At 42.9% G+C, this 23,357-nt stretch carries 21 protein-coding genes and 1 pseudogene; 3 read left to right on the forward strand and 19 right to left on the reverse strand.

Features of this window, described 5'->3' with window-relative positions; translation table 11 throughout:
* From flgK to ACYQ2O_RS00640, 19 genes are all read right to left on the reverse strand, one after another.
* Positions 1 to 1,512: a flagellar hook-associated protein FlgK gene (gene flgK / locus ACYQ2O_RS00550; RefSeq protein ID WP_346024827.1), complete on the reverse strand. Its 1,512-nt coding sequence runs from the start codon at positions 1,510 to 1,512 to the stop codon at positions 1 to 3.
* An 11-nt stretch (positions 1,513 to 1,523) separates the two neighbouring features.
* The gene (locus ACYQ2O_RS00555) at positions 1,524 to 1,889 is read right to left on the reverse strand and encodes a hypothetical protein (protein WP_346024828.1); all 366 of its coding nucleotides are present in this window, start codon (positions 1,887 to 1,889) and stop codon (positions 1,524 to 1,526) included.
* Between the two features lie 4 nt (positions 1,890 to 1,893).
* A complete protein-coding gene (flgM, locus tag ACYQ2O_RS00560) occupies positions 1,894 to 2,175 on the reverse strand; it encodes a flagellar biosynthesis anti-sigma factor FlgM (protein ID WP_346024829.1) in 282 nt (93 codons plus the stop codon).
* 486 nt (positions 2,176 to 2,661) lie between these two features.
* Positions 2,662 to 3,771, reverse strand: a complete 1,110-nt coding sequence (gene fliY / locus ACYQ2O_RS00565) for a flagellar motor switch phosphatase FliY (protein ID WP_346024830.1) — start codon at positions 3,769 to 3,771, stop codon at positions 2,662 to 2,664.
* Positions 3,764 to 4,768 (reverse strand): flagellar motor switch protein FliM, encoded by a 1,005-nt coding sequence (gene fliM, locus ACYQ2O_RS00570; RefSeq protein WP_346024831.1) that lies wholly within the window; start codon positions 4,766 to 4,768, stop codon positions 3,764 to 3,766. The genes fliY and fliM overlap by 8 nt, the downstream gene beginning before the upstream one ends.
* Positions 4,765 to 5,184, reverse strand: a complete 420-nt coding sequence (locus ACYQ2O_RS00575; protein WP_346024832.1) for a chemotaxis protein CheW — start codon at positions 5,182 to 5,184, stop codon at positions 4,765 to 4,767. Before ACYQ2O_RS00575 ends, fliM begins: the two co-directional genes overlap by 4 nt.
* An 82-nt stretch (positions 5,185 to 5,266) precedes the next feature.
* Positions 5,267 to 5,629, reverse strand: a complete 363-nt coding sequence (locus ACYQ2O_RS00580) for a response regulator (RefSeq protein ID WP_091479060.1) — start codon at positions 5,627 to 5,629, stop codon at positions 5,267 to 5,269.
* Positions 5,630 to 5,645: 16 nt separating this feature from the next.
* Complete coding sequence (locus tag ACYQ2O_RS00585) at positions 5,646 to 6,242, reverse strand: chemotaxis protein CheC (protein ID WP_346024833.1); 597 nt, start codon at positions 6,240 to 6,242, stop codon at positions 5,646 to 5,648.
* 1 nt (position 6,243) lies between these two features.
* Positions 6,244 to 8,271: a chemotaxis protein CheA gene (locus ACYQ2O_RS00590; protein WP_346024834.1), complete on the reverse strand. Its 2,028-nt coding sequence runs from the start codon at positions 8,269 to 8,271 to the stop codon at positions 6,244 to 6,246.
* A gap of 18 nt (positions 8,272 to 8,289) precedes the next feature.
* Positions 8,290 to 9,069, reverse strand: coding sequence for a CheR family methyltransferase (locus ACYQ2O_RS00595; RefSeq protein WP_346024835.1), 780 nt, complete (start codon positions 9,067 to 9,069; stop codon positions 8,290 to 8,292).
* A 4-nt stretch (positions 9,070 to 9,073) separates the two neighbouring features.
* A complete protein-coding gene (locus ACYQ2O_RS00600; RefSeq protein WP_346024836.1) occupies positions 9,074 to 10,087 on the reverse strand; it encodes a protein-glutamate methylesterase/protein-glutamine glutaminase in 1,014 nt (337 codons plus the stop codon).
* A gap of 20 nt (positions 10,088 to 10,107) precedes the next feature.
* Positions 10,108 to 10,590 (reverse strand): chemotaxis protein CheD, encoded by a 483-nt coding sequence (locus tag ACYQ2O_RS00605; RefSeq protein ID WP_346024837.1) that lies wholly within the window; start codon positions 10,588 to 10,590, stop codon positions 10,108 to 10,110.
* A gap of 26 nt (positions 10,591 to 10,616) precedes the next feature.
* Complete coding sequence (locus ACYQ2O_RS00610; RefSeq protein ID WP_459795806.1) at positions 10,617 to 11,087, reverse strand: chemotaxis protein CheW; 471 nt, start codon at positions 11,085 to 11,087, stop codon at positions 10,617 to 10,619.
* A gap of 87 nt (positions 11,088 to 11,174) precedes the next feature.
* Positions 11,175 to 13,424, reverse strand: a complete 2,250-nt coding sequence (locus ACYQ2O_RS00615; RefSeq protein ID WP_459795807.1) for a methyl-accepting chemotaxis protein — start codon at positions 13,422 to 13,424, stop codon at positions 11,175 to 11,177.
* A gap of 270 nt (positions 13,425 to 13,694) precedes the next feature.
* Positions 13,695 to 15,557: a methyl-accepting chemotaxis protein gene (locus ACYQ2O_RS00620; protein WP_459795808.1), complete on the reverse strand. Its 1,863-nt coding sequence runs from the start codon at positions 15,555 to 15,557 to the stop codon at positions 13,695 to 13,697.
* 491 nt (positions 15,558 to 16,048) lie between these two features.
* Positions 16,049 to 17,284 (reverse strand): GTPase HflX, encoded by a 1,236-nt coding sequence (gene hflX / locus ACYQ2O_RS00625; RefSeq protein ID WP_459795809.1) that lies wholly within the window; start codon positions 17,282 to 17,284, stop codon positions 16,049 to 16,051.
* On the reverse strand, positions 17,285 to 18,259 hold the full coding sequence (gene miaA, locus ACYQ2O_RS00630; protein ID WP_459795810.1) for a tRNA (adenosine(37)-N6)-dimethylallyltransferase MiaA: 975 nt from the start codon (positions 18,257 to 18,259) through the stop codon (positions 17,285 to 17,287). It lies immediately after the preceding gene.
* Positions 18,260 to 18,595: 336 nt separating this feature from the next.
* A complete protein-coding gene (locus ACYQ2O_RS00635; protein ID WP_459795811.1) occupies positions 18,596 to 18,913 on the reverse strand; it encodes a four-helix bundle copper-binding protein in 318 nt (105 codons plus the stop codon).
* A gap of 151 nt (positions 18,914 to 19,064) precedes the next feature.
* Complete coding sequence (locus ACYQ2O_RS00640) at positions 19,065 to 22,346, reverse strand: SNF2-related protein (protein WP_459795812.1); 3,282 nt, start codon at positions 22,344 to 22,346, stop codon at positions 19,065 to 19,067.
* A gap of 184 nt (positions 22,347 to 22,530) precedes the next feature.
* On the opposite strand from ACYQ2O_RS00640, the gene ACYQ2O_RS00645 reads away from it, so the two are divergent.
* The 3 genes and pseudogenes from ACYQ2O_RS00645 to ACYQ2O_RS00655 all read left to right on the forward strand — a co-directional run bounded on the left by ACYQ2O_RS00645 (position 22,531) and on the right by ACYQ2O_RS00655 (position 23,356).
* Complete coding sequence (locus ACYQ2O_RS00645; RefSeq protein WP_459795813.1) at positions 22,531 to 22,656, forward strand: hypothetical protein; 126 nt, start codon at positions 22,531 to 22,533, stop codon at positions 22,654 to 22,656.
* A gap of 283 nt (positions 22,657 to 22,939) precedes the next feature.
* Positions 22,940 to 23,149, forward strand: a pseudogene (locus ACYQ2O_RS00650) (DUF6431 domain-containing protein); the annotation flags it as partial.
* Positions 23,150 to 23,170: 21 nt separating this feature from the next.
* Positions 23,171 to 23,356 carry a hypothetical protein gene (locus tag ACYQ2O_RS00655; RefSeq protein ID WP_161879794.1) on the forward strand — a complete coding sequence of 62 codons (186 nt, stop codon included), beginning with the start codon at positions 23,171 to 23,173 and terminating at the stop codon, positions 23,354 to 23,356.
* Position 23,357: the final 1 nt, after the last annotated feature.

Here is a 23,357-nt window from a genome sequence, read left to right on the forward strand (position 1 = left end):
TTATACCCCTGTTCTATTAATTAATGTATCGAGCATGTCGGAAATCGTCTGAAGCACACGAGCATTTGCCTGAAAGGCACTAGAGTATTTAATCATATCTACGACTTCTTCATTGATATCCACGCCGGAAATTGATTCACGTCTTTGTGTCAGCAAGTGCATCAAGGCACTTTGAGTGTCCAGCATATTATCTTCCTGCTGTTTGACTATACCCATCTTAGTAACCATACTGTTGTAGCGACTGAACAATGTTGAACCGACACCTGATCCTTCAATTTTCATCGAGTCCTGATTGAACGCCCAGCTCTCTGAATTAAGAGACAGATTCTGGTACTGAAGTCCGGAAATTGCTTGAGCCCTTGATCCATCACCTGAAAAAGTATTATTAAGGTCTTTACCTGAAACAACGTTTTCGGGATTTTTTCTAAGTGACTCACTTACTCGGATAGTTAAAGCTGCATTTTCTTTAGTCAGTTCTCCGTTATTGAAGAAGTCGACTCCGCCGTTATCATAGTCTCCACCATTACTGTGGATGAGGTTGACTGCAGTAGCGAAGCTGAACGCAAACTCGTTTAAATCACTTTGCATGTCGGAGAGGACTTCAAGAGCGTCTTGAGTCCCTTTCATTGATCCTTTTTGAGGATTGATAAACGTTGCAGAACCATCTTCATTCTTAACAATGACTTTACCTATTAAACTTTCGCCTTCAGGACCTTCAACGCTGTCTCCATTTGAAAGGTAGAATGTGCCGTTCTCTTCTTTAGTGACCACTGCGAGTTCTTTGCGTGACGAACTGTCCAGTACGTTGGTTCCGGCAACATCTACAGATACTCTGTTAAAACTGTCACGTTCAACCGTGATGTCCACTTTACCTGCTAAATCTGTCAGCAGTCGATCCTGCTGATCCAGAAGGTCGTTAGGAGTAAACCCACGAACAGATGCCTGCCAGATCTGATGGTTCAGATTTTCCAGCTGCTTTAAGGTTGAGTTCGCGTCTAGTGCGGATTTATCCAGTTCATTTAATGTATCTTTATGTAAGCTGTTCATGCTGTTAGCCATATGATGGATCGTATCGGTAAAGGTTTCGGTTGTCTGAACCAGCATCGTACGCGCTGATGCCTGTTCTGGATTAGACGCAAGATAGGTCCAGGCGTTGAACACTTCAGAAATCTGATTGGATAGACCAGTATCCGACGGCTCGTTGAACGTTGCTTCCAGTTGGCCGATAATATCTGATAGGGCTTTATGTTTCTCTGTAGTTGAATGTGCGTCTCTCAGTTGTGTGTTGACATACTGATCGCTTACTCGGTCAATGTTTCCGATACGCACGCCTGTACCGATCTGTCCAACCCCTGCAACACTTTGAGCCAGATCAGCCTGCATCGTAACGCGCTGTCTTGTATATCCCGTTGTATTGGCGTTCGCTACGTTATGTCCGATAGTCTGAAGAGCTGTCTGCTGGGCGTTTAGGCCTTTAGTAGCTGTATTTAAAGTTCCAAATAATCCACTCATATGCTTTCTCCTTAAAGTGATTGATCAAATAACGTGCTTTTTTTCGTGTCGTCAAATGTCCCTTTTTTCGAGTACGTATTGTTCTGCTTGGCTGCTTTTTTGATATGCTCAAGCAATGTTTCAGTGTATCTGATCGACTGTTCGGTCAGCATCAGGTTCGTTTCCTGAAGGGCTTTGACTTCACGAGAAAGAACGCTGAGTTTATCCACCTCAACGTCGTCTTCGCTGAACTTAGACAAAGTAATCATAAGGTCTTCTTTCTCCTGAATGATTCCCGGCAGCTTTTCCGCATCATTTTCGATGAGCACTGACTTTTCTCTCTCAAGTACGTCTTTCAACTGGGAAAGATGCGCCAGCACTTCTTCTGTTTTACTCATTCAATTAAAGCTCCTTTTGTTCCTGAAGCGCTCTGACCAGTCCATCTGTGATCTTGCTGGGATCCACTTCGTACTCTCCATTTTGAATAGCCTGCTTGATCGCATTGACACGTTCAGAAAAAGCAGCTTTATCGGCATCAAGTAATGCTTGTGCTTCTTTAGAAATACTGACCTGGACAGCTTCTTTTGACTGTGTTTTAGGAGCTGGTTCAGTAGCTATTTCTTTTTTTAGTTGTTTAGACTGGTTTACTGATGAAACCATGTTTGAGTATTTATTTATTTTCATCGTTGGAACTCTCCTTTACCCTACACCATTTAGCCGACAGAGATTCAAAATATTACGCTTTGGTGTATCTAGTCATTATTATCGGATAGTCGAAACAGATATTAACCCTTTTTCCCAATTTACAAAAACTAGAATAAGTATATCGAAAAAATCAGCGAAATGTAACCCTTTGATGAGTCCAATCTGTGACGCGGATAGACTCGTCTTCATATCAGGCAAGCTATATATAGGTAACAGAGTTTAGTTCAAATGAAATCCGCCTGATGAACTGCACTATTGATGTCTCATAATGCAGTTCACGATCACAAGGATCCCCTGAACTACACTGGCCAGTAAACCAGTGTAGTTCAGGCACGTTTTCAAACTCTAAACTGCATTATCCACTATCCAGAATGGAGTTCACAACTACTAATCAGAATAAACTCAACCTGGCAAAAGATTTTCTCCAAAAGAAAAAAGCAGGATTGCTCCTGCTTTTACATCTACCTAGTCTTTATTCAAATGACGGACACGCTGTTCTTTACTTAGAATATTTGTGATGCGGATACCAAAGCTTTCATTGATAACGACGACTTCGCCTTCTGCAATCAGTTTTCCGTTGACGTATATTTCAAGTGGTTCGTCAGTCATCTTGTCCAGTTCAACAACAGATCCTGTATTCAATGACAGAACATCTTTGATTGTCTTACGACTTTTGCCCAGAACGACACTGAAGTCGAGCGGAACATCCATAATCAGGTCAAGATTACGAGGCGTATTTTTGGACTCGTTTGGGGTCAGATCCTGGAATTTAGGCTTCTGAATGCTAACCGACTCTCTTTGAACAGATGACTCTTCAGCCGGTTCCACTTGTTCTTCCTGAGACGGATGTGTGTCTTCAACAGGCTTGACTATAACCTGGTCGCGGCCGTGCACCACTTCAGCTTCATCCCCTAGCATAATATCAGTAATCTCCAGAGCTGTTTCGAGGGGCAATATTTGCATGATTTCACTTTCCAGCAAGCCCTCAACACTTAATCTAAATGATGTGGTGCAAACCATTTCATTCTGGTCAGGCATTTCAACTGCTGCTTCTTCAGCGTTTTCCCATTTCTTTACAGTCGGTGGTGATATGTCCACACGTCTGTCGAACATAGTAGCCATAGCTGTAGAAGCAGATCCGATCATCTGGTTCATGGCCTCTGATACGGCACTCAGTTCAAGTTCAGTGAACTCACTATCTTCGACATTCGTTCCGTCATTCCCCATCATTAAATCAGCGATAATAATTGCATCGTTCACATCGATCATCAGGACATTTTTACCAATCAGTCCTTCTTTGAACGAAATGGTCGTGAATACTTTTGGCGTTTCATTTGCATCGACTATTTCTTTTATTGTCGCGCCTTTGACCACAGGTGTTGTAATTTTCACTTCTCGATTCAATAACTGGGAAAGAGTCGTGGCTGCCTGTGACATGGATATGTTACCGACTTCGCCAATGATATCTTTGACATCCTGACTTAACGGATCTTCCGTCGGCTCAGGGGTCTCAGGTTCGACCGACCCGCCATTAAGCATGGCATCGATTTGTTCCTGTGTTAACTGCTCACTCATCGTCACTCTCTCCTCCCGTAAATTTCAGTATTTCGACTGCCAGTTTCTTATTCAGCAGTCCAGGTTTGACCTTAAAGTAAGGTTTATCTTCAACATATAAGGTCAATGGTTTGGATGTCTTTTCGTCCAGCTGTATAATGTCGCCTTCTTCCATTTCAAGGAAGTCCGAGACATGCATCTGTGATTCTCCCAGAACCACTTCAATGTCTACAGGTACACGGTCCAGATTATGCGCAATTTGTCCTCTTTCAGAAGAATCAAACTCTTTTCCGGAATGGAACCAGTTCTTGAAACTGAGTTTGTCGAGTATGTCTTCAAAGAATATGTATGGAATGCACATGTTAAGAAACGTTTTCTGTTCACCTAAGGACACTGCAAATGTAACCATCACAACGGGTTCATTCGGGGACATCGTCTGAAGCAGCTGGGGCTTCGTTTCCGTGTCTTCTAAAGTAACATCAATTTCCTTGATGTCTCTCCAGGCTGCTTCAAAAGAACGCATAAGAGCCTTAAGGACATCCTCAAGTATAGCCAGTTCAATATCAGTGAAACTGGATTTGTTTTTCAGAGTTTCTTCTGATGATACTTCAGTATAACCACAGAGAAGCTCAACGATCTGCAGACTGAACTGAGGATTGATCTCCAGAATCTGCAGGCCACTTAATGGGGAACTTTTAAATATGCCCATTAAAGTAAAGCTTGGGACGGAATGGACGAATTCGTCAAAGGAGACCTGTTCGATGGCGGCAATCTTAGCTTCGACAGGCTTTCTCAGTTGAGTCGACAGCATATTGGATGCCAGTTTCGAGAAATCCTCAAAGACCATAGTGATCGTTGACAGATATTCTTTAGACAAGCGGACAGGTCGTCTGAAATCGTAAGTCTTGACCTTCGCGCCACTTGTTTCCTCATCCATTTCTTCTGTATCGATTTCTCCGCTATCCATGGCTACCAGCAAAGCATCTATCTCTTGTTGGGATAAAACTTGTTGGCTCACGCTACTTCCTCTTTCTCTTTAAGAATTGAGTCAATATTTATGATACTGACCATTTCATTGTAGACAGAGACATAACCGTCAACAAGCGCATCCTCCTCATCGTCGAATCGCTGGATCTGATCTTCAGTGATGTCGGTAACTCCGACAACCTTTCCAACCATCAGTGCAAGCGGATTATCTTCTGTATTCACAATGACGGTATTATTGTACCACAATTCTTCTGAAGCGCTAGACTCGTTAAGCAGAGCTTCAAGGTCGATCAGGGTCATGATCTGACCTCTCAGGTTGATCAGCCCCTTAGTCCAAGATGGTCCCTGGGGGATAATCGTCTCCTTGAGAGGAGTGGTAATTTCCTCTATATTCTCTGTATTGAAGCCATAAAATCGTTCTTTTAATTTGAATACTATCAGCTGCATTGAGCAAATCCCCCTCGGTTAATCTTCGGCTAATTCATGATGTGACAGAATTCTGAATCTTTATTCATTTAAATTGAATGAATTAACTAATGGCCTTATCCAGTGCCTTGATTACACGTTCCGTATCAAATGGCTTGACGATGAAATCCATTGCTCCTGCACGAATGGCGTCCATAACCATCGTCTGCTGACCCATTGCTGAACACATCAATACAATTGCGCTGCTGTCCATCGCCTTGATTTCTTTCAAAGCTTCTACACCGTCTTTTTCGGGCATGGTAATATCCATGGTAACGATGTCGGGCTGAACTTCTTTGTATTTTTCAACAGCTTCATTCCCGTTCTGGGCTTCTCCAGCTACTTCATATCCATTTTTCTCCAAGATATCTTTCAGTTTGATGCGCATGAAAGCTGCATCATCGACGATTAGTACACGTTTACTCATTTTATAAATCCTCCTATTATATTCCTAGTTGTATCAGTAATAGTTCCAATGTGTTGGGTTTTGGCACGAAGTACAGACTGCCTTCGATCTTATGCCCTTCACTGTGAAAATTATTCCTGATGATAAATAGCTCATCACTGTACTGTTCCTGCTGCATATAGACGCTGGTCAGAATGGATCCGAACAGATCGGTCGTCATGACCGGGAGTGAAGCGATCAGTGGTTTACTGATCAGCTGCATCACTGCCTGAAGGAAAGACTGAAACAGGATATTGCTCAGTTCCTTCAATGCTGAATCGATCAGGTCTTCTGTAAACTCCGTTGTTTCCGGCAGCAGCATCTGAGCCAGTTTCTCTGCATCTTCAGGATCAATCACGAATAAAAATACTCCGTACTTCTTTCCGTGCAGTTCAGAAAGGACAGCCTTAACAATTGTATCATCAGATTGTACTGTTTGATAGACCTCTTCGTAAGAAAGTAGTTCAACAAAGGGGACATCCATATCCACCGGACGTCCGATCATCTTGGACAGGCTGGTTGCAGCATGTCCGCCGCCTATATTGACGACTTCTTGAAGCGCATCTTGTCTGAGCAGTGTATGATCTTTCGTCATCTTATCTGTCCTTCTTTCTCGTACAGATCGATGTGACATCAAGAATCAGACTGATGCTTCCATCTCCGAGAATGGTTGCTCCGAGGAAGTTAGAGACGTCATTTAACTCACGTCCTAGTTTCTTGATGACGATTTCTTTCTGATGGATCAGCTCATCAACAACCAGTGCGTAGCGGTTTTCACCGATCAGAACGATGACTACATGATGAGTGCTGTCTTCAACTTCAGCAATATCCAAAGCTTTGGATACTCGAATTAGAGGGATAGTCTGGCCTTCGTACTTATAGACTTCCTTCTGATGAACAGATATTGCTTCTTCCTCATCAAACCGGTTAACTTTGTCGATAACCGCTTGTGGAAAGGCAAATGTTTCCGTTCCTACTTTGACTAGCAATGACTGAATAATTGATAAGGTCAGAGGCAGGGTAATTCTGAACGTTGTCCCTTTACCGACCTCGCTGAAGGTTTCGATTGTTCCGTTCAGGCTGGATATTTTTTCCTTAACAGCATCCATTCCGACTCCACGACCGGATATACCTGTGACAGAAGCAGCCGTTGAGAATCCTGGGTGAAAAATCAGATTTTGGATCTGCTCGTCGGACATCCCTTCAGTCGAAATACCTTTTTTATTGGCGCTTTGTTCAATCAGTCGAGGATTCAGTCCTTTGCCGTCATCAGACAAAGTCACAATAACCCGGTTGCCCTCAGGATAAGCGGACAATTTGATTGTTCCAGTTCTTGGCTTACCTGCCTGTTCACGTTCATCCGGCATCTCGATGCCGTGATCAGCCGCATTTCGAAGCAAGTGAATGAGTGGTTCCCCAATCTCCGATACGACTGTCCGATCAAGCTCGGTGTCTTCTCCTTCAGTCAGGAAGTCGATTTCTTTCCCAAGTTCATTAGTCAAATCTCTCATCATACGTGGGAAACGCTGAACGACTACGTTGAAAGGCTGCATACGCAGCTGAAGGACCAGTTCCTGAAGTTCTGTAGTAATTCGGCCGACCTGTGTCAGTGGTTCATTCAGTTCCTGAAGCTGATTCTTTTCAGAAACGTCCTCGAGTCGTGTCCGGTGAATAACCAGCTCTGACACTAGATTCATAAACTGATCCAGTCTTGTCAAGTCTACTCGTATGGTCTGACGAGCGGGAGCTTTCTTACGCTCCGGAATTTTCTGTACTGACTCGTTGACTTCAATTAAAGCCTCAGAATCTATCTGATTAACCGGAACAGATTGCGCTACTTCTGACTTGTTCTGTCTGTTCATCTCTTCTTCTATTGTAGTAGCAGTGACGATAATTTCTTCGATTTCACTGCTTCCTTCTACGTGCTTTTCGATTTCTTCTTTATCTTCTTTAGACAGGAAATAAAGAGTGACCGGACCTTCCAACTCTCCCTGTTCGAGAGCATCAGCTGAGGGTTTCATTTGAACAAAATCACCGATCTGCTCCAGTCGATTCAACAGCATAAAGGCACGTGCGGCTTTCATCATGCTGTCTTCTTCTACTCGAACACCTATAGCATACAACTGGTAACCTGTAGCTTCTGCCGACTGAACAGCCAGTTGATCCGCTTCTTCCAAATCAGGGAAGTCAAAATTCGGTTGACTGTTTTCATTAAGTACGGCTGAATCGGACGCTACCCCTTCTTCAGTAGCGACTTGATGCAGCCTCTTTACAAGTGCCGATATATCGACAGCTTCCACGTTTTCAAGACGCAGATTTTCAACGATTTCAGTCAACAGATCTAAGCTATCAAAGAACAGAGAAATCAGTTCACTTGACACTTTCACTTGATCGCTTTTAACCAGTTCAAACACACTTTCGACCGCATGAGTCAGTTTGGCCATTGTTTCAAATCCCATAGTTGCTGCCATTCCCTTAAGAGTATGGGCCGCTCTGAATATTGCGTCAATAATCTGCTTATCTTCAGGATGCTGTTCCAGCTGAAGGACTTCTTGGTTCAGTATGGCTAAGTTTTCATCTGTTTCTTCAAAGAACAGATCCAGATATGCACTATTGTCTTCCATCATCTTCCTCCTATCGCATTACATCATTTTTTCATAGATGAACGAAGACACTTTCTTCAGTCTAAATTGTTCAGGCTGATAAATTGTCTCTGTCGCACCTGTAAACAGTAAGCCACCTTTGACCAGTGAATCGCTCATTTTTCGGTAGATCTCTTCTTTAATTTCATGTTTAAAATAAATCGTGACATTTCTGCAGACAATGACATGCAGGTTCTTTTCAAACTCATCAAGAACCAGGTCGTGCTTTCTGAAATCAACCATCTCTTTGATCTGATCATTAAGCACATAGCGGTTATTTTCGAGAGCAAAATAATCGCTGCAATCGATCACTGAGACATTCTTTAGCTCACTTTCTTTAAAAATACCCGTTTTTGCTTTTTCTAAAATCGTATCATCGATGTCAGTAGCAATGATCTTTTTCTTTAAAGGGAGGGAATGACGGTCAATGATCATAGCTAATGAATACGGTTCTGCCCCAATAGAGCAGGCTGCGCTCCAGATCGTTAGCTTATCAAATTTTCTAGAAAGATCGGTAGTTAAAAGCTCTTCAAACTTCTCGAACAAGTCTTTATTTCTGAAAAACTCCGTTACATTGATCGTAATGTAATCTAGAAACTGTTTTCTGATTGTTTCATCGCCATGTATCATTATGGAGTATTCTTTTAAATCATTGGCTCCCGCCTGTCTCATGACAGTCTGGATTCTTCTGTTAAGCTGCTTTTCCTTATATGCATCCAGACGGATATTTAAATTTGTATGAACCCAGCTATAAAAATAATCAAAGTCTAAAGTTGTCATATGGTCACCTTGTCATTTCTTTTAATATGTCTGCAATGTCATTCAAGCTTGCTGTCTGATCTGATAAACCTCTTTCAACAACTGCTCTTGGCATGCCGTAAACGATTGATGATGCTTTATCCTGTGTCAGAACGTACCCGCCGTTCTTCTTAATTACTTCACACCCGGGCGCCCCGTCACTTCCCATTCCCGTCATGATGATTCCCAATATGTCTCTCCCGTATTTGTGGGATGCTGTTTCAAACAAGTAATCCACTGCCGGTCGAACACCATGAACTTTCGGTCTATTATCCAGTTCAAGATGATTTCCATTGATCGTCATGTGTCGTGCACCTGGAGCAAGATAGACTGTACCCGGTCTGATTTTCTGGCCATGCTCTGCTTCTACTACTGGAATGCTCGCTGCAGTGTCCAGACGTTTCGCAAAAGAAGCCGTAAACCCTTCAGGCATATGCTGAACGATGAATACCGGTATCGAAAGATTAGGTGATATCGCCTGAATGGCTTTGACCAGTGCTTTCGGTCCTCCAGTTGAAGCCCCTATCACAATTGCTTTAAGTAAATTTTTCTTCGATAACAATGCGTCATTTAACACTTTTGATGGTTGCTCTGTAATTAAAGGCTGTTTTTCCTTAGTAAAATGTATCTTGATTCGTCTGGATAGATCACTTTGAAAGACATCCCAGTTCTCACTGATTGAGACTGGTTTTTCTATAAAGTCTTCTGCACCTAACTCAAGTGCCTGAATCGTCGTTTCTTCATTAGTCTTGGAACTAAGCATGATAACCGGTAACTTATATTTTTCTTTTATTGCTTCCAGTGTTTCAAGACCATTCATCATCGGCATTTCGACATCCAATGTAATGAGATCCGGCTTAGATTGTTCAATCAGCTTTAATGCTTCTACACCATTTCTGGCTACGTCTGTGACTTCGATTCCACTGCAGTCATTGAGTACGTTAGTCAGTACTTTTCTGAGCAATGCAGAATCGTCGACGACTAAAACTTTAATAGTCATGCTACATTCCTCATTCTTCTCTATAATACATATTCTTCCCGGTTGACCATTCTTACTCTTACATCAAAAGTCTCAAGATCGACAAACATCGATCGGCCCATATTGCCACCAAGGTGTTCTGAGAGTATAGGCAGCTTAAGATCCTCAAGCGTCTGTCTGACGGCTTCAATATTCCGCTGGCCAATTTGTAGTGTTGCAGATTCACTCGCAAAAGCGAACATGCTCGCACCTCCTGCTATTTTTACCTGGAATGTGTCCACTTGAGTTCGTTCCTTTAATTCCGAAACGATTCTAGGCAAAGCCAGATCCGCAAATTTAGGCCAGTTATTTACATCTGAAAACGATGTACTATCCGGCAGCATGATGTGACTCAATGCACCTATCTTGGATTTAGGCTCATATATGGCTATACCTATACAAGAGCCTAATCCAATGGTTACCAGCTCGTCTGGTGCCTGCGCTATTTTATAATCTGATATTCCCACTTTAATTTGTTCCGACATCTTATTCTCCAATATGATTGCTGAATTTAGTCTTTTACTGTATGGATCGATACTAAACGTCTCAGTTCTTCGCCTTTTTCATCTGCAAAAAGGTAATGGCTGTCAAGAATTGGGATGATGCCCTCTTCTGTCTGAACAAAAAATGAAATATAAGACGTTGATAGGCCATCAATTTTTTCTTCTTCAGTTTCGATCAGATCTTCAGTGCTGAATGTTTTGACTACAGTAACTTCGTCAACCAGCAGACCGATAGTTGTGTCTTTCCAGTTAGCTAAAATGATGTCGGCTTCCTCAGGAGAAGGATGAGGTTTTTTATAGAAACGATCAGCCAGATCTACGACCGCTAAAACCTCTCCTTCTACTTCCTGAACGCCGACTATATAAGAAGACATATCAGGTACAGGTGTATGGTTTTCGAGAGCAATGATTTTATCTGTTTCTGAAATAGGGAGGCCGAATGTCTGATCTCCTGCCTTGAATAAGATGTACTGTGTCATAATTGTATCTACTCCTTCTTATTATGCAAACTCCGGAGCCAGTCCGTCCATATCGACTTCATTATCCGTCTTCTGATTGGTGTGATTCTAATCAATAACGAATTTTTCGGCTGACGCTTTAAGTGTCACGGCTACGTTTTCCAGTCGATTGATATGTGAAGTGAATTCTTCCATTGTTGCAAGAATCTCTTCTGCATTTGCTGACACCTGTTCAGTCCCAGCAGAATTCTCCTGTGCGCCTGCTGCAATACTTTCGAGCTGAGCCACTACTTCTTCTTTCTTCTCATTGATGATTGAAGAAGACTGCATGACCACCATCATGCTGGCCACAAGTCGTTCCAGAGATGCGGCAACATTTTCTGAGCTCTTGATCGCTTCATCAATTTTTTCTGTCTGCACTTTACTGTCTTCATTCGTTTCTTCCAGATGATGAACCATGCCAGATGACTTCTCCTGAATTGTACGAATGATGGTCTGAATGTCTTTTGAAGATGTCGCACTCTGTTCGGCAAGTTTACGGATTTCTTCAGCAACAACTGCAAATCCGCGACCGGCATCTCCAGCTCGTGCTGCTTCGATTGAAGCGTTAAGAGCGAGAAGGTTTGTCTTGGAAGCAATCGTTGTGATCGCCTGGACAATGCCTTCTATGTTTTGAATGTCGCCATCCACTTCCTCAATCTTCTCTTTAAGATCATCCAGTGTTTCTAACGTTTCTTTCCACTTCTGTTCAACTTCATGGGTCGCAAATGTATTCTGACCGTTCACGATCATTGTCTTATCTGCATGCTCGCCCATTTGTCCGACGGCCTGATTGATTTCTTCAAGAGCTTCTGACAAGGCATTCATCTGTGTAGCCGTTGCTTCAGTATCCTGTGTCTGCATGGATGTCGCTTCTGCAACCCCATTGATGGTTTCAGAAACTTCTGCTGTCGAACGGCTGGTCTGATCAGCTATTTCTGTCAAAGTCGTTGCCATTGTTGATACATTCTGACTATTTCCTTGGATCACTTCTACAGTTTCTCCAAATGTTTCCATTGTACGGTTGAAAGCCAGTCCAATCTGATGGATTTCATTTCCTTTAGGATCGAGAGCCTTGCCTTCTTTTGGTTTCCTGCCACGTTTTTCATTCCATTTGTCCAGCCCTTTAATTAAAGTTACGCTTGGGTTGAACAAGTCTTTTTTATTCAGTCGAGCTGTCAGATCTCCTTTTTCTACTCGTCTGAATGCATTCATCAGAGCATCAGAGATAGCTGCAACCAGTCCGGAAGCCAGAAGCGCCACGACTGCAGCGACAATTATTGTTAGAACAGTAATGAAGATCAAAATATTACGTAATGCACCCTGTTCTTCAGCCATTTCATCTTGACGAACCATTCCATATATATTAAGTCCTAAGTTCGGAAGAGAGTCGTGATAAATTCCAAATCTCCCACCGTTGATTTCTCTGTCGTAAACCAGTGCAGTTGCAGTCTCATCACCTGGATCAGATGAAGACGGTGATACGTCCTTTCCAACTGTCTTCTTGAAGAAGTCCGAAGATGACATGTTTTCTCCTACCCAGTCCTGCTGTGAGGATGCAACAACGTTTCCACTGTCAGTCAGAATACTGATGAACCCTGTATTGGCAATTGCTGTATTATTGATTTCTTCACGAATAACATTCATATCCAGGTCGATGGCCAGAACACCCGTTGTGTTTGTCCCAGTACCGATAGATCTGGTGACAGTCATCCTAGATCTGTTATTGAATACATGCGGTTCATTCCAGTTCAAACCCGATGAGACAAGAGCACGCTCTAGCCATGGGTAGATGTCATGAGGATCTTGATTCCCTCCCACTACTGAGAGCGTGGATACGAATGGATTCTGAGAATCTGCTGGCACAAAATGCACATCTGCAATGTAGGGACTCCCTGTGACCACATACTGAAAACGTGACCCCAGTTCCATCTGAGCAGATTCATCACCGCTCGCAACACGTTGGAGCACGTCATCTATGGCCAGACGCTGAACGGTTTCTTCAGCAGCTATAGCAGCAGCTGATATATTTTCAACCAGGTTGGCTGTGATCTGCTGCTGCTGTTCTTCGACTCTCTGGGTAATCAGATCGGAAGTTCTGTTATATGTATAAAGCATGGCTCCTATAACCGGAAGGAGCATCAAAACGATCAGGCTTACTGCTATTGGAAGCCTCACACTTTTGTGCTCTTTCCTATTGCCATTCTTGCCTTTCTTACTGGTGAAGCGGGACAATTGACCACTTACTTTAATTTTTGGCCATTTCAAAGCTTTCAGTTGAGTTTTCAACCGATCAAACTGGGTTTTAGCTTTGTTCATATGTATTCTCCTCGTTTATAATTTTTTTATTAGTGCACTTCATTATTTATGTTCGGTCAATTATGCAAATTGTTTATGCTTACAGCGTATCTAATCGAATATTCTTAATTCTGTCACAAATGATCAAGCCAAAACATCCGATCCTACCATTAATGGAGTTGCATCCCATCAAAACCTACATTTTCACCTAAGCCCTTTTTTCTAATTGCACTGACTATAAAAAACTCGAGACTTCTCCTTAAAAGAGAGCCTCGAGTCGTTAATGTAATTTTAAGTGAACTGGTTAGTCGATTCTCTTAAGTTTCCTGCCAGTTCTTTCATCTGTTCGATTGATGCAGTAAATTCTTCCATTGAAGCTAGGATTTCTTCAGCGTTAGCGGATACTTCTTCAGTTCCTGCTGCATTTTCCTCAGCAGAAGCTTCGATACTATCCAGAGCTTTTACGACAGCTTCTTTTTTCTCTTCAACTAGAGAAGCGAGCTGGAATGCCTGAGCGATATGCTTAGCCAACACCTGAATGTTCATCGATATATCTTCATTGGTCTGAGTGACACCTTTCAATGATTCTGTCTGTTTGTCACTATCATCCAGCACACGGTCCAGTGTTGATACCATCTCATTAGAATCATGTTGAATGACTTGAATGATTTCAGTGATCATTTCAGATGAGGCATTACTCTGTTCTGCAAGTTTACGTATTTCTTCAGCTACAACCGAGAACCCTTTTCCTGCTTCCCCAGCACGGGCCGCCTCAATTGACGCATTCAAGGCCAGTAAGTTGGTCTTTTCAGAAATGTCCTGAATAGCTTTCAGTATTTTTTCTACATCCTGGACATTGCCGTCCACTTTTCCAATATTATCTTTCAGCCTATTGAAAGAATCTACAGTCTCGTTCCAAGTGTCATTTACATGTCCCATTTTACGGTCGTTTTCTCCCAGAGCCAGCACAGTACCGTCGGCATGCATCCCGACTTCCTGCATGTTTGATGAAATCGCATTGACATGTTCTGACAGCTCGTCCATGAGCTTGACCGTGTTCTGAGTATCCGAAGTCTGCTGAGCACTGGAGTGAGCAATGCTCTGAATCGTTTCTGATACTTCTTCTGTCGCATTTTTTGTCTGTTCAGTTATTTCTGCCAGATCAGATGCGAGTTCATCTACTGATTTAGCTTTACCTTGAATATCATAGATTACCTTCTGGAATGTTGAGACAGCTGCATTGAAACTCCACCCGATCTGATGGAGCTCGTGCCCATTTTCTTTAATCTCATTAACAGCCGGCTTGGTTTTCTTCGATGTTTTTTTCTTTTTCCCAGTCCTTAAAGAGGTTATGCGTGTTCTCAAGTCCCCTTCCTGAATTCCAGCTAGAGCTTCCCTTATCATTTTAGTAATCGATACGAGATAATTCGATAGAAGAATGGATAACCCCGCTGCACCTATTATGCTGATGGCCAGCACTCTTAGACTGCTTGTCAGAAACAAGTCATTTTCCGCAGACATCTCATTAGAGGTGACTGCTCCGTATACAATTAGGTTCATGTCTGGGACTCGTTCATAATAGATTGGGAAGGTCCGGCCATTAAAATCATTATATATTTCACCGGACATGTCAGTTGCTTCTAAGAAAATACTCTGGTTGCTTACGTCTTGTCCGGATAGAGTTGGATCTTGTGTAAACTGCCAGTAGCCTGCTTCAGTTATGACAAACGGATACCCTGTCTCTCCAATTTGACTACTGTCGATGACAGCTGCAATACTCTCCATGTCCATTTGAAGACCTAATATTCCAGTCTCTCCATTTTCCTGATCGATTGTCATGGCTGCAGCCATTGTTGTGGCCCCTGATACTACATCAGTATATGGCTCAGAGAAGTAGATATCTCCACCCGCTCCAGTAGCTCCAGCAAGCCAGTTTTGTGAAACTGTCTCTAAGTCCTGCTGTTCCATTGTTCCAACTGCTTCCTGACCAGGGATAAAGAAGAAGACATCGCTTATGTATTGTGATGCTGACTGGACGACGGTCATCAGCTGATCCAGCTGGCTTTCATCTTCCAAAGTTGTGACTTGTGTCATGTCTTCTATTTCAGCGAGAGCCTCCAGACCACTTCTTGCTTCAGATCCGGCATCCTCCATAAGAGTAACGATTCGACTTGTTGCCGCTGCTCTCTAAGCACGCGCCTAGTTACTGCCTGATCCATGCGGTAGTATAGTGCGCCCGAAACTATTAATATAGGAACGAACACCAAAGTTGTGAACAATAGAATAAAACGAAGGCGTAATGATTTCTTTTTTTGATCACTATTAACTATTCTGTTTCTTTTCTTGCCTGATATCTTTTTCACTCTAATCCCTCTTTCAAATATTGTGCATACTTTCTCATTATCGGATTAGGGTCTGAAAAATTAATAGCTAAAATTTAAAAATTCTTCTTATTTTATAATTAAGAGTATTATATAATTAAATAACAAGTTAAATTTGTCGGTTAGTTTGTAAATATAAGAAAATGAGCATATTCTTCCTTTTAGTGAAAACTGATCAAAAAAGCCCATCCATTGCCTTTAGGCGGGCAAAAGATGGGACTGGTTTATACTATTATGTCAGTAACGATTAAAGATAGTTGCTAATTAATCCTGGACCCATCTGGATCCTTTTTTTGCGTAACCTTCTACTGCATATACCTGATTGTCTTCATCAAAAAGCTGACGTTCGAGAAGAGTATTCTGACGGAGTTCGACTAGCCAGTCTCCACGTTCGCTGGGAATACTGAGTTGATAATGGACCATCTGTTTTTTTATTTCTTTTTCAATCGCATGTCTTAGCATCTCTATATCTTCAGGATCGCGTGCCGAAATCGTGCAGTTTGGAAAGAGCGTAGTTTGCGCAGGGGATTCCAGCAGATCTTTTTTGTTGTATACCGTCAGCATCGGGATCAGGTTCATGCCCAGTTCATCAAGCAGTTCCATAACCGTTTCCTCATGGGCTTTGATATTTTCTGCAGATGCATCAACGACATGTAATAGCATATCCACGTGCTTTGATTCTTCCAGTGTCGACTTGAACGCTTCAATCAGCTGAGTCGGCAGCTCCTGAATAAAGCCGACCGTATCCGTCAGTGTAATCTGCATGCCTGATGGCAGTTCACTTTTTCTGGTCAACGGATCGAGTGTCGCAAACAGCTGATCTTTTTCATAGGTTTCCGCTTGGGTCAGCTGATTTAAAAGCGTTGATTTTCCGGCATTCGTATACCCGATCAGACCGATCTGAAATACGTTACTGTTTTTACGCTGTTCCCGGCTTCGCTCACGGTGAGCCGCAATCTTCTTCAGTTCCTTACGTATCTCTGTCATCTGTCTCTGAATGTGCCGGCGGTCAGTTTCCAGTTTCGTTTCCCCTGGACCTCTTGTTCCGATTCCTGCACCCAGCCGGGACATGTTCTCTCCCTGACCAGCCAATCTAGGCAGAATGTAAGACAGTTGTGCCAGTTCGACCTGCAGTCGCCCTTCCTTACTCTGTGCTCTGAGGGCAAAGATATCAAGAATAACCTGTATCCGGTCGATGACTTTAGCATCAACTTCCTCCTGAATATTTCTTACATGACTGGGTGAGAGTTCCTGGTTGAATACAATCGTCTGGGCTTCCAGCTCGTCTGCCAAATGCTTCAGTTCATTTACTTTTCCTTTTCCTATCACTGTTTTATGATCGATCCGCTCTCTTTTCTGAGACAGTTTAGCAACGACTTTTCCCCCGGCATTTTCAACGAGCTGCTCGAGCTCATCGAAAGAATAACGAAAAGCAACTTCTTCGTTCTGTTTTTCTATGCCGACGATGATGACTTTTTCATATGTCTGTTCTTGTTCCATTTAATCACTTCCTATATGGTCTTTTATCTGGCTTTTTAATGTGTCGATTGACTCAGGATGCTCAATAAGATCAGCCCACTGATCGATTTCAAAGCGATTTCTGAACCAGGTTAACTGACGTTTTGCGTAATTTCTGGAATGCTTCTTGATTGTATCGACTGCTTCTTCTAGCGGCATACTTCCTTCAATATACGGAATCAGTTCTTTGTAGCCAATCCCTTTCAAACTCTGAGCATCTTCCGGAACATGTCTGATCAGCTCTTCCGCTTCCTCGAGCAGGCCAGACTCCATCATCTGATCCACCCGTCGATTGATTCGGTCGTAGAGTACAGCTCTGTCCGCAGTCAAACCAATGACATATGCATCGTACAAGGGTTCTTTCTTTTTTTCCGACTGATAAGTCGAAAAGGGCTGACCTGTTTCATGAATGACTTCCAGCGCTCGAATCACCCGTCTAACATTGTTAGGATGAATCTGTTCAGCGGATGCCGGATCCTTTTCCTTAAGCTTAGCATGCAAAGCTTCTCTGCCATCCTCACGGGCCAGCCTGTCCATTTCGTCTCTGAATGCCTGATTCGGTTTCGCTTCACCGCCATGACTGATGTCAAAGAGAAGGGATTCGATATATAAGCCAGTCCCTCCTACAATAATCGGAAGCTTGCCTCTCTCAGTGATCTCACTTATTTTCTGAGACGCGACTTCTTTAAAATCCGACACACTAAATGGGTCTATAGGGTCTTTGATATTGATCAGATGATGCGGAAGACCTTCCGCTTCATTTTCAGTCACTTTTGCTGTCCCGATGTCCAGACCTCTGTAGACCTGCATCGAATCTCCATTAATCAGTTCACCATTAAATGTTTTTGCCAGTTCAATACTTAACGCCGTTTTTCCCACTGCTGTCGGTCCGACGATCACAATTATCTTATCTTTCACACAATTCCTCCGCGATCTGTTGTATTTCAAGTATAGCATACGACACAGGAAAATTTAAAAGAGAGTCTATTGCTGAATAAAGCTTTTATAGTGAAATGAAATGGACTATAGAATGGATGGATGGAGTTTATGGGGATTATTTCTTTTGAACTAAACTGAAGAAGGGCTAAAAGGTAGTTCAGCACTGGAAAAAGCGCTGAACTAAACCCACCTGAAAACGTGTGGAGTTCAGAGGGTAAAAAGATTGGTGAACTTCATTTTACCAGGAATAAATGAAGTTCACATCGTAAATTACTGATAAACTCAATTCCAAATACAAAACCGGAGCAAAAGGAAGTCTAATTATAGACTTTCTTCTGCTCCGATCATTATCGGTTAGGCATTTACAAAACTTCTGCAGGCAAAGCAGGCCTTCGCACATTCCTGACAATGGTCATGGTCGTGCTGCTCACATTCTTTTCCACAGGCCTGACAGATCGTTCCACAAAGTGAAACCAGGTCGTTTCTCAAAGACCCTTCTCTTCCACTGAACGACAGAACCATCTGGCAGATATCTGCACACTCCCGGTCCAGACGGATACACTCTCTCATCATATCAAGGTGTTCTTCTTTTAAGCAGGCATCAAAGCAGTTATTGCATGCCTGCATGCATTCATATGTCGCATCCATCACTTTTTTTAATTTCTCATCCATCGTTTCCCCTCCTCCTGTATCAGTCGTATCGTCGCTTCATCTTAATTATACGAGCAGGAATCGGGGGCTTTCAAGCAATAGCCACTGAGTATAGGTTCTTAGACCGGGTCAGCAGAATATCTGTCCTTGCATGACATTTCATCATATATAATCAGTCTTCGAGCAGCGTCAGTACTTCTTCTGTGCTTAGACTGTTCAATGTCTGAGTATTGCCTTTAGTAATAACTGAATCGATCAGTTCGCGTTTCTTCTCCTGAAGATCGTTGATGCGTTCTTCGATCGTCCCCGTTGTAATCAGACGAATGATCTGTACGGATTTCTTCTGACCGAACCGGTGCACCCGGTCAGCCGCCTGATCTTCGATTGCCGGATTCCACCAGGAGTCATAAAGAATGACGGTATCTCCACCTGTCAGATTCAACCCTGTTCCACCAGCTTTGAGTGAAATCAGGAACAGGTCCTTTTCTCCAGTATTGAATCGGGTCGTCAAATGCAGACGGTCTTCATTTTTGGTCTGACCATCGAGGTAATGGTAATCCACATCTATGGCATCCAGACGCTCCCTAATGATTTTCAGCATGGAAGTGAACTGAGAGAACAGGACAACACGTTTGCCGTTGGCCCGCGCCTCTTCAAGGTATTCCATCAGACGTTCCAGTTTAGAAGATGAGCCTTCAAAATTAGGCATGACTAGCCTTGGGTCACAACAGATCTGTCTCAGCCTGGTCATACCTGCCAGAACTTTGATCCGGTTGGCATTCAGCTCATCCGTATCGATCAAGGTCTTGATCTCCTGCTTAATTGCCGCATGCTGGGTTTGATACAGACGTTTCTGATTATCAGACAGTTCAATGTATTCTGTTGTTTCTGTCTTCTCAGGCAGATCGTCCAGAACATCCCGTTTCAGTCGTCTTAGAATGAACGGCTTGATCTTTGCTGAAATTCTAGACTGATCCATAGCCTGGAACGCTTTCCTGTTCTTGAACAGCCCCGGCTGGATAATTGAAAACAGGGACCAGAGCTCTCCCAAGTGATTTTCTATAGGGGTACCGGACAAAGCAATCTTGCTTTCAGCTTTCAGTTTTTTAACAGCCTGAGTCGTCTTGGCTGCACTGTTCTTTACAGTTTGTGATTCATCCAGAACGATCGTCTCAAATGTTTCATCCTCGTACAGATCTGAATCTCTTTGAACAAGAGGATAACTTGTAATCCAGATTGGAATGTTTTTATTGAGTGCTTCCTGCTTTTTCGCTTCCCGTTCCTCCTTGGAACCGGAAATAATAATTGTTTCCGTATCAGGCGCAAAGTTCAGCCACTCGTGCTGCCAGTTGTAGACGACACTCGACGGACAGATGATCAGATAGCGCCCTTGTTTTTCTTCATATTTGGACTGTAGAAAAGCAATTGTCTGGACAGTTTTTCCAAGTCCCATGTCATCCGCCAGCACGCCTCCGAACCCATAATGATCTAGGCTTTTCAGCCACTTGAATCCAGTGACCTGATACGGTCGCATGTTAGCTTTCAGACCAGCTGGCAAATCAAAGTCCAGTGTTTCCGGACTCAACAGCTGCTCCACAAGTGACTTGAAGCGTCTTCCGGTATTTATAGTTTCCTCATCCAGTGCAGACAGCCCCTGGAAGACAGAGACAGTCATATCAGTTTCAAACTCATCATCATCTATATCCAGTGATTCCTTGGCACGTTTCATAGCCTGGAAAGCAGGGTCTTTCAGATTCACCAGCTGACCGCTTGATAGTCTATAGAACGGCTGATTTCTCTCCAGGTCTTTCAACAAGGCCTGCAGTTCATTTGACGGGATATCTTCAGTTTCGAAACTAATATCCAGTAGATTGGACGACTCCCTCATTTCCATCGTGACTCTCGGCTGTCTTTTCGGACTGTAAATCAGACGGCGGGCAGACTGAGACAGGAAGATTTCCATGTTTTCAGCCAGTTCCGGAAGTGAATCATACAGAAACCCGCTGATGGTATCCGTTTCAGTCAGCTTCCACATGCCCTGCTGACGGGCAACTGAAGGGACATGAGTATACAGCAGATTCAGAACATCTGATTCCTTCTTCCATTCCCTAACTAGGATCGTTTCTTCGACTTCTGTCTTAGACTCTTCCAATGGATACAAAGTCGTCTGCCCATATGAATATACCGGACGAATCAGCAGTGACTGACCTTCAGTATCGATATATAGTTGAGGCTCGAATTCTGCCTGATAGATCAGTTGTTGGACGGCCTCGTCCATATCGACCTGTATGACTTCCTTGAGCTGTGACAATGTAACGGACAGGAAAGTTTCAATTTCAGACCGGCGCATGATCAGCGTATAGGAGCCGGAACTCTTCAGTCCCTGAAAAATACTGTGAATCAGCTCATATGAAGGAGAAGACAGAAGATAGAACACTTGCTTGTACTCAATCATCTTACCTTTATCATGGAAATGAAAGTCTTCAACGGTCAGTGACGTATCTGCCAGAGAAAAGTGGAATAAATTATCTTTCTTTTCAAATTTGAATGTCAGATCAAGATCTTCGATGGATTCTTTTACCCGTAGCGTATCTCCCCGGTCGATTTGAGTCAGCTGACGAGGCGGTCTTCCGAAACGAACGAAAGCCCCCATCGTATTTTCCAGCAGTCGGATCATTTCTTTAATGTATAAGGCAGGAATGGAAAAACTTTCCCGATTCGACATCTGGCTTTCATATCCTACAGGTGTCAGAGAAGAGATAATGTCCTGAATATCCTTCAGTTTCTCAAAGACATATCGATCTTCCGCCAGTAAGGCATACTCGCTGGAATCAAACGTGAAGTTCTTCCCGAACTCGATCGGTTCTCCGCTGATTATGTCTTCAATAACCCGTGCTGTATTTTTAACAATATATAAGTAATCCTTGCCGATTTTGAAAAAAAGATCGTAAATAGGATTAGCCGAAGTCCCGCTCACATTTAGGATATATTCGACATAGACCGGCTGTTTGTACAAGGAGTCGGTTTGTCTGGCAATTTCCTGCTTGGATAAATGGAGCAGTTCATTGACTGCCTTTTCACTTTTCTTATAAGAAAACATAGGTTGTGTCTTGTTACCTGTGCCGTCAGGTGTCTCGCTTTTAGAGGTGAGTTCACTGGCATCCAGATCATTCAGATGGAACATAGCCGCCACCACATGCTTACAGGCACCTGCATTTTTTTCGAATGGTTTACATGTGCAGTGGTACTTTCTTGCTACACCATTAGGATAAAAGCGCAAGTGTACGGTTTCTAACTGACGGTCTTCAACATTAAACTGAACAGTGTTATGGTTGGTATCCACTTTCAGATTCTTGACTGCTCTGTTCTTATATACTTCCTTGCCTTGAAGAAACGTCGAGTAGTTGCTGGCTAAAGAAGTGATCGTCATTTCTGGAAAAGCCTGTTTTTTCATCGATTCAGTCATCCCTTTTCAACTGTAGTTGCTTGTGTCTGTTTATCCGTTTAAAATCTTCATCTATTCATTATACCAAACATTTCGCATTTATTGGACATAATAAAGCAATCAAGTGATATAATCGAGTGAAGAATCTGGAATCGCTTCATGACCTACCTAAATTTATTAAGGAGAATCGCCCATGTCACGTAAAATCAAGCGCCCCTCGCTTCCCGTAAGTCTGCCACTCATCAACTTTATGTGTAGAAAAGCATTCTATACCGATAAAAAAGAGGCGAAAAAAGGCAATGTGATCCAGCAGACGTGAATACACTGCTGGATCACATTGCTTTTTTTCTTGTCAAATGTCTCCAGCAAAGGTAAAATAAGGAAACGTATACAAATCTGACAGAAAGAAAGAGAGAAAAGGCGACAGCATTGGAGTTCACGCTCCCCTGTCTTCTTTTCTCTCTCACCAATACATAATGAATTATACCTTACTCTCCCCAAATAATAAAGACTTTCTTCTCGCCTTGTCGCACTTAGGCAGTACCCGTTTTTATCAAGGTCTTCAAACGGCCTACGACCGTTTCTTCAATGATTTCTTATCTATGCATCCCAGCTGCCCCAAATGTAATCATACAGCCATCGTCTTTTATGATGTATGTTCAAGAGAAGTATACCTTAATCACACCTACTCATTTACATTACAGATCGCTCGCGTACGTTGCGCTAACTGTTCTTGTCTATCACGGATCCTTCCGGATTATGTCATTCCCCATAAACGCTATGTTGTCGGCCTTATTTGTCTCGCCCTGGACGTTACCCAATCCGTGAGGAGTGTGTCAAATCGAACGGCCCTATCCACAAAACTGATCCGGTATTGGCGGACGCAGTACAAGAAATGGCATGAGGTAGGGCTGCAGGCGTTAATGGGTCACCTTCCATTGGAAGAGTATCCGGTATTTTTACAGAGCTATAAAGAAAGCTATGGGTATGCCTTCATGCAAGTTCTCACAGCACGCTGAT

It is taken from the genome of Alkalibacterium sp. m-11 (genome assembly GCF_054658155.1).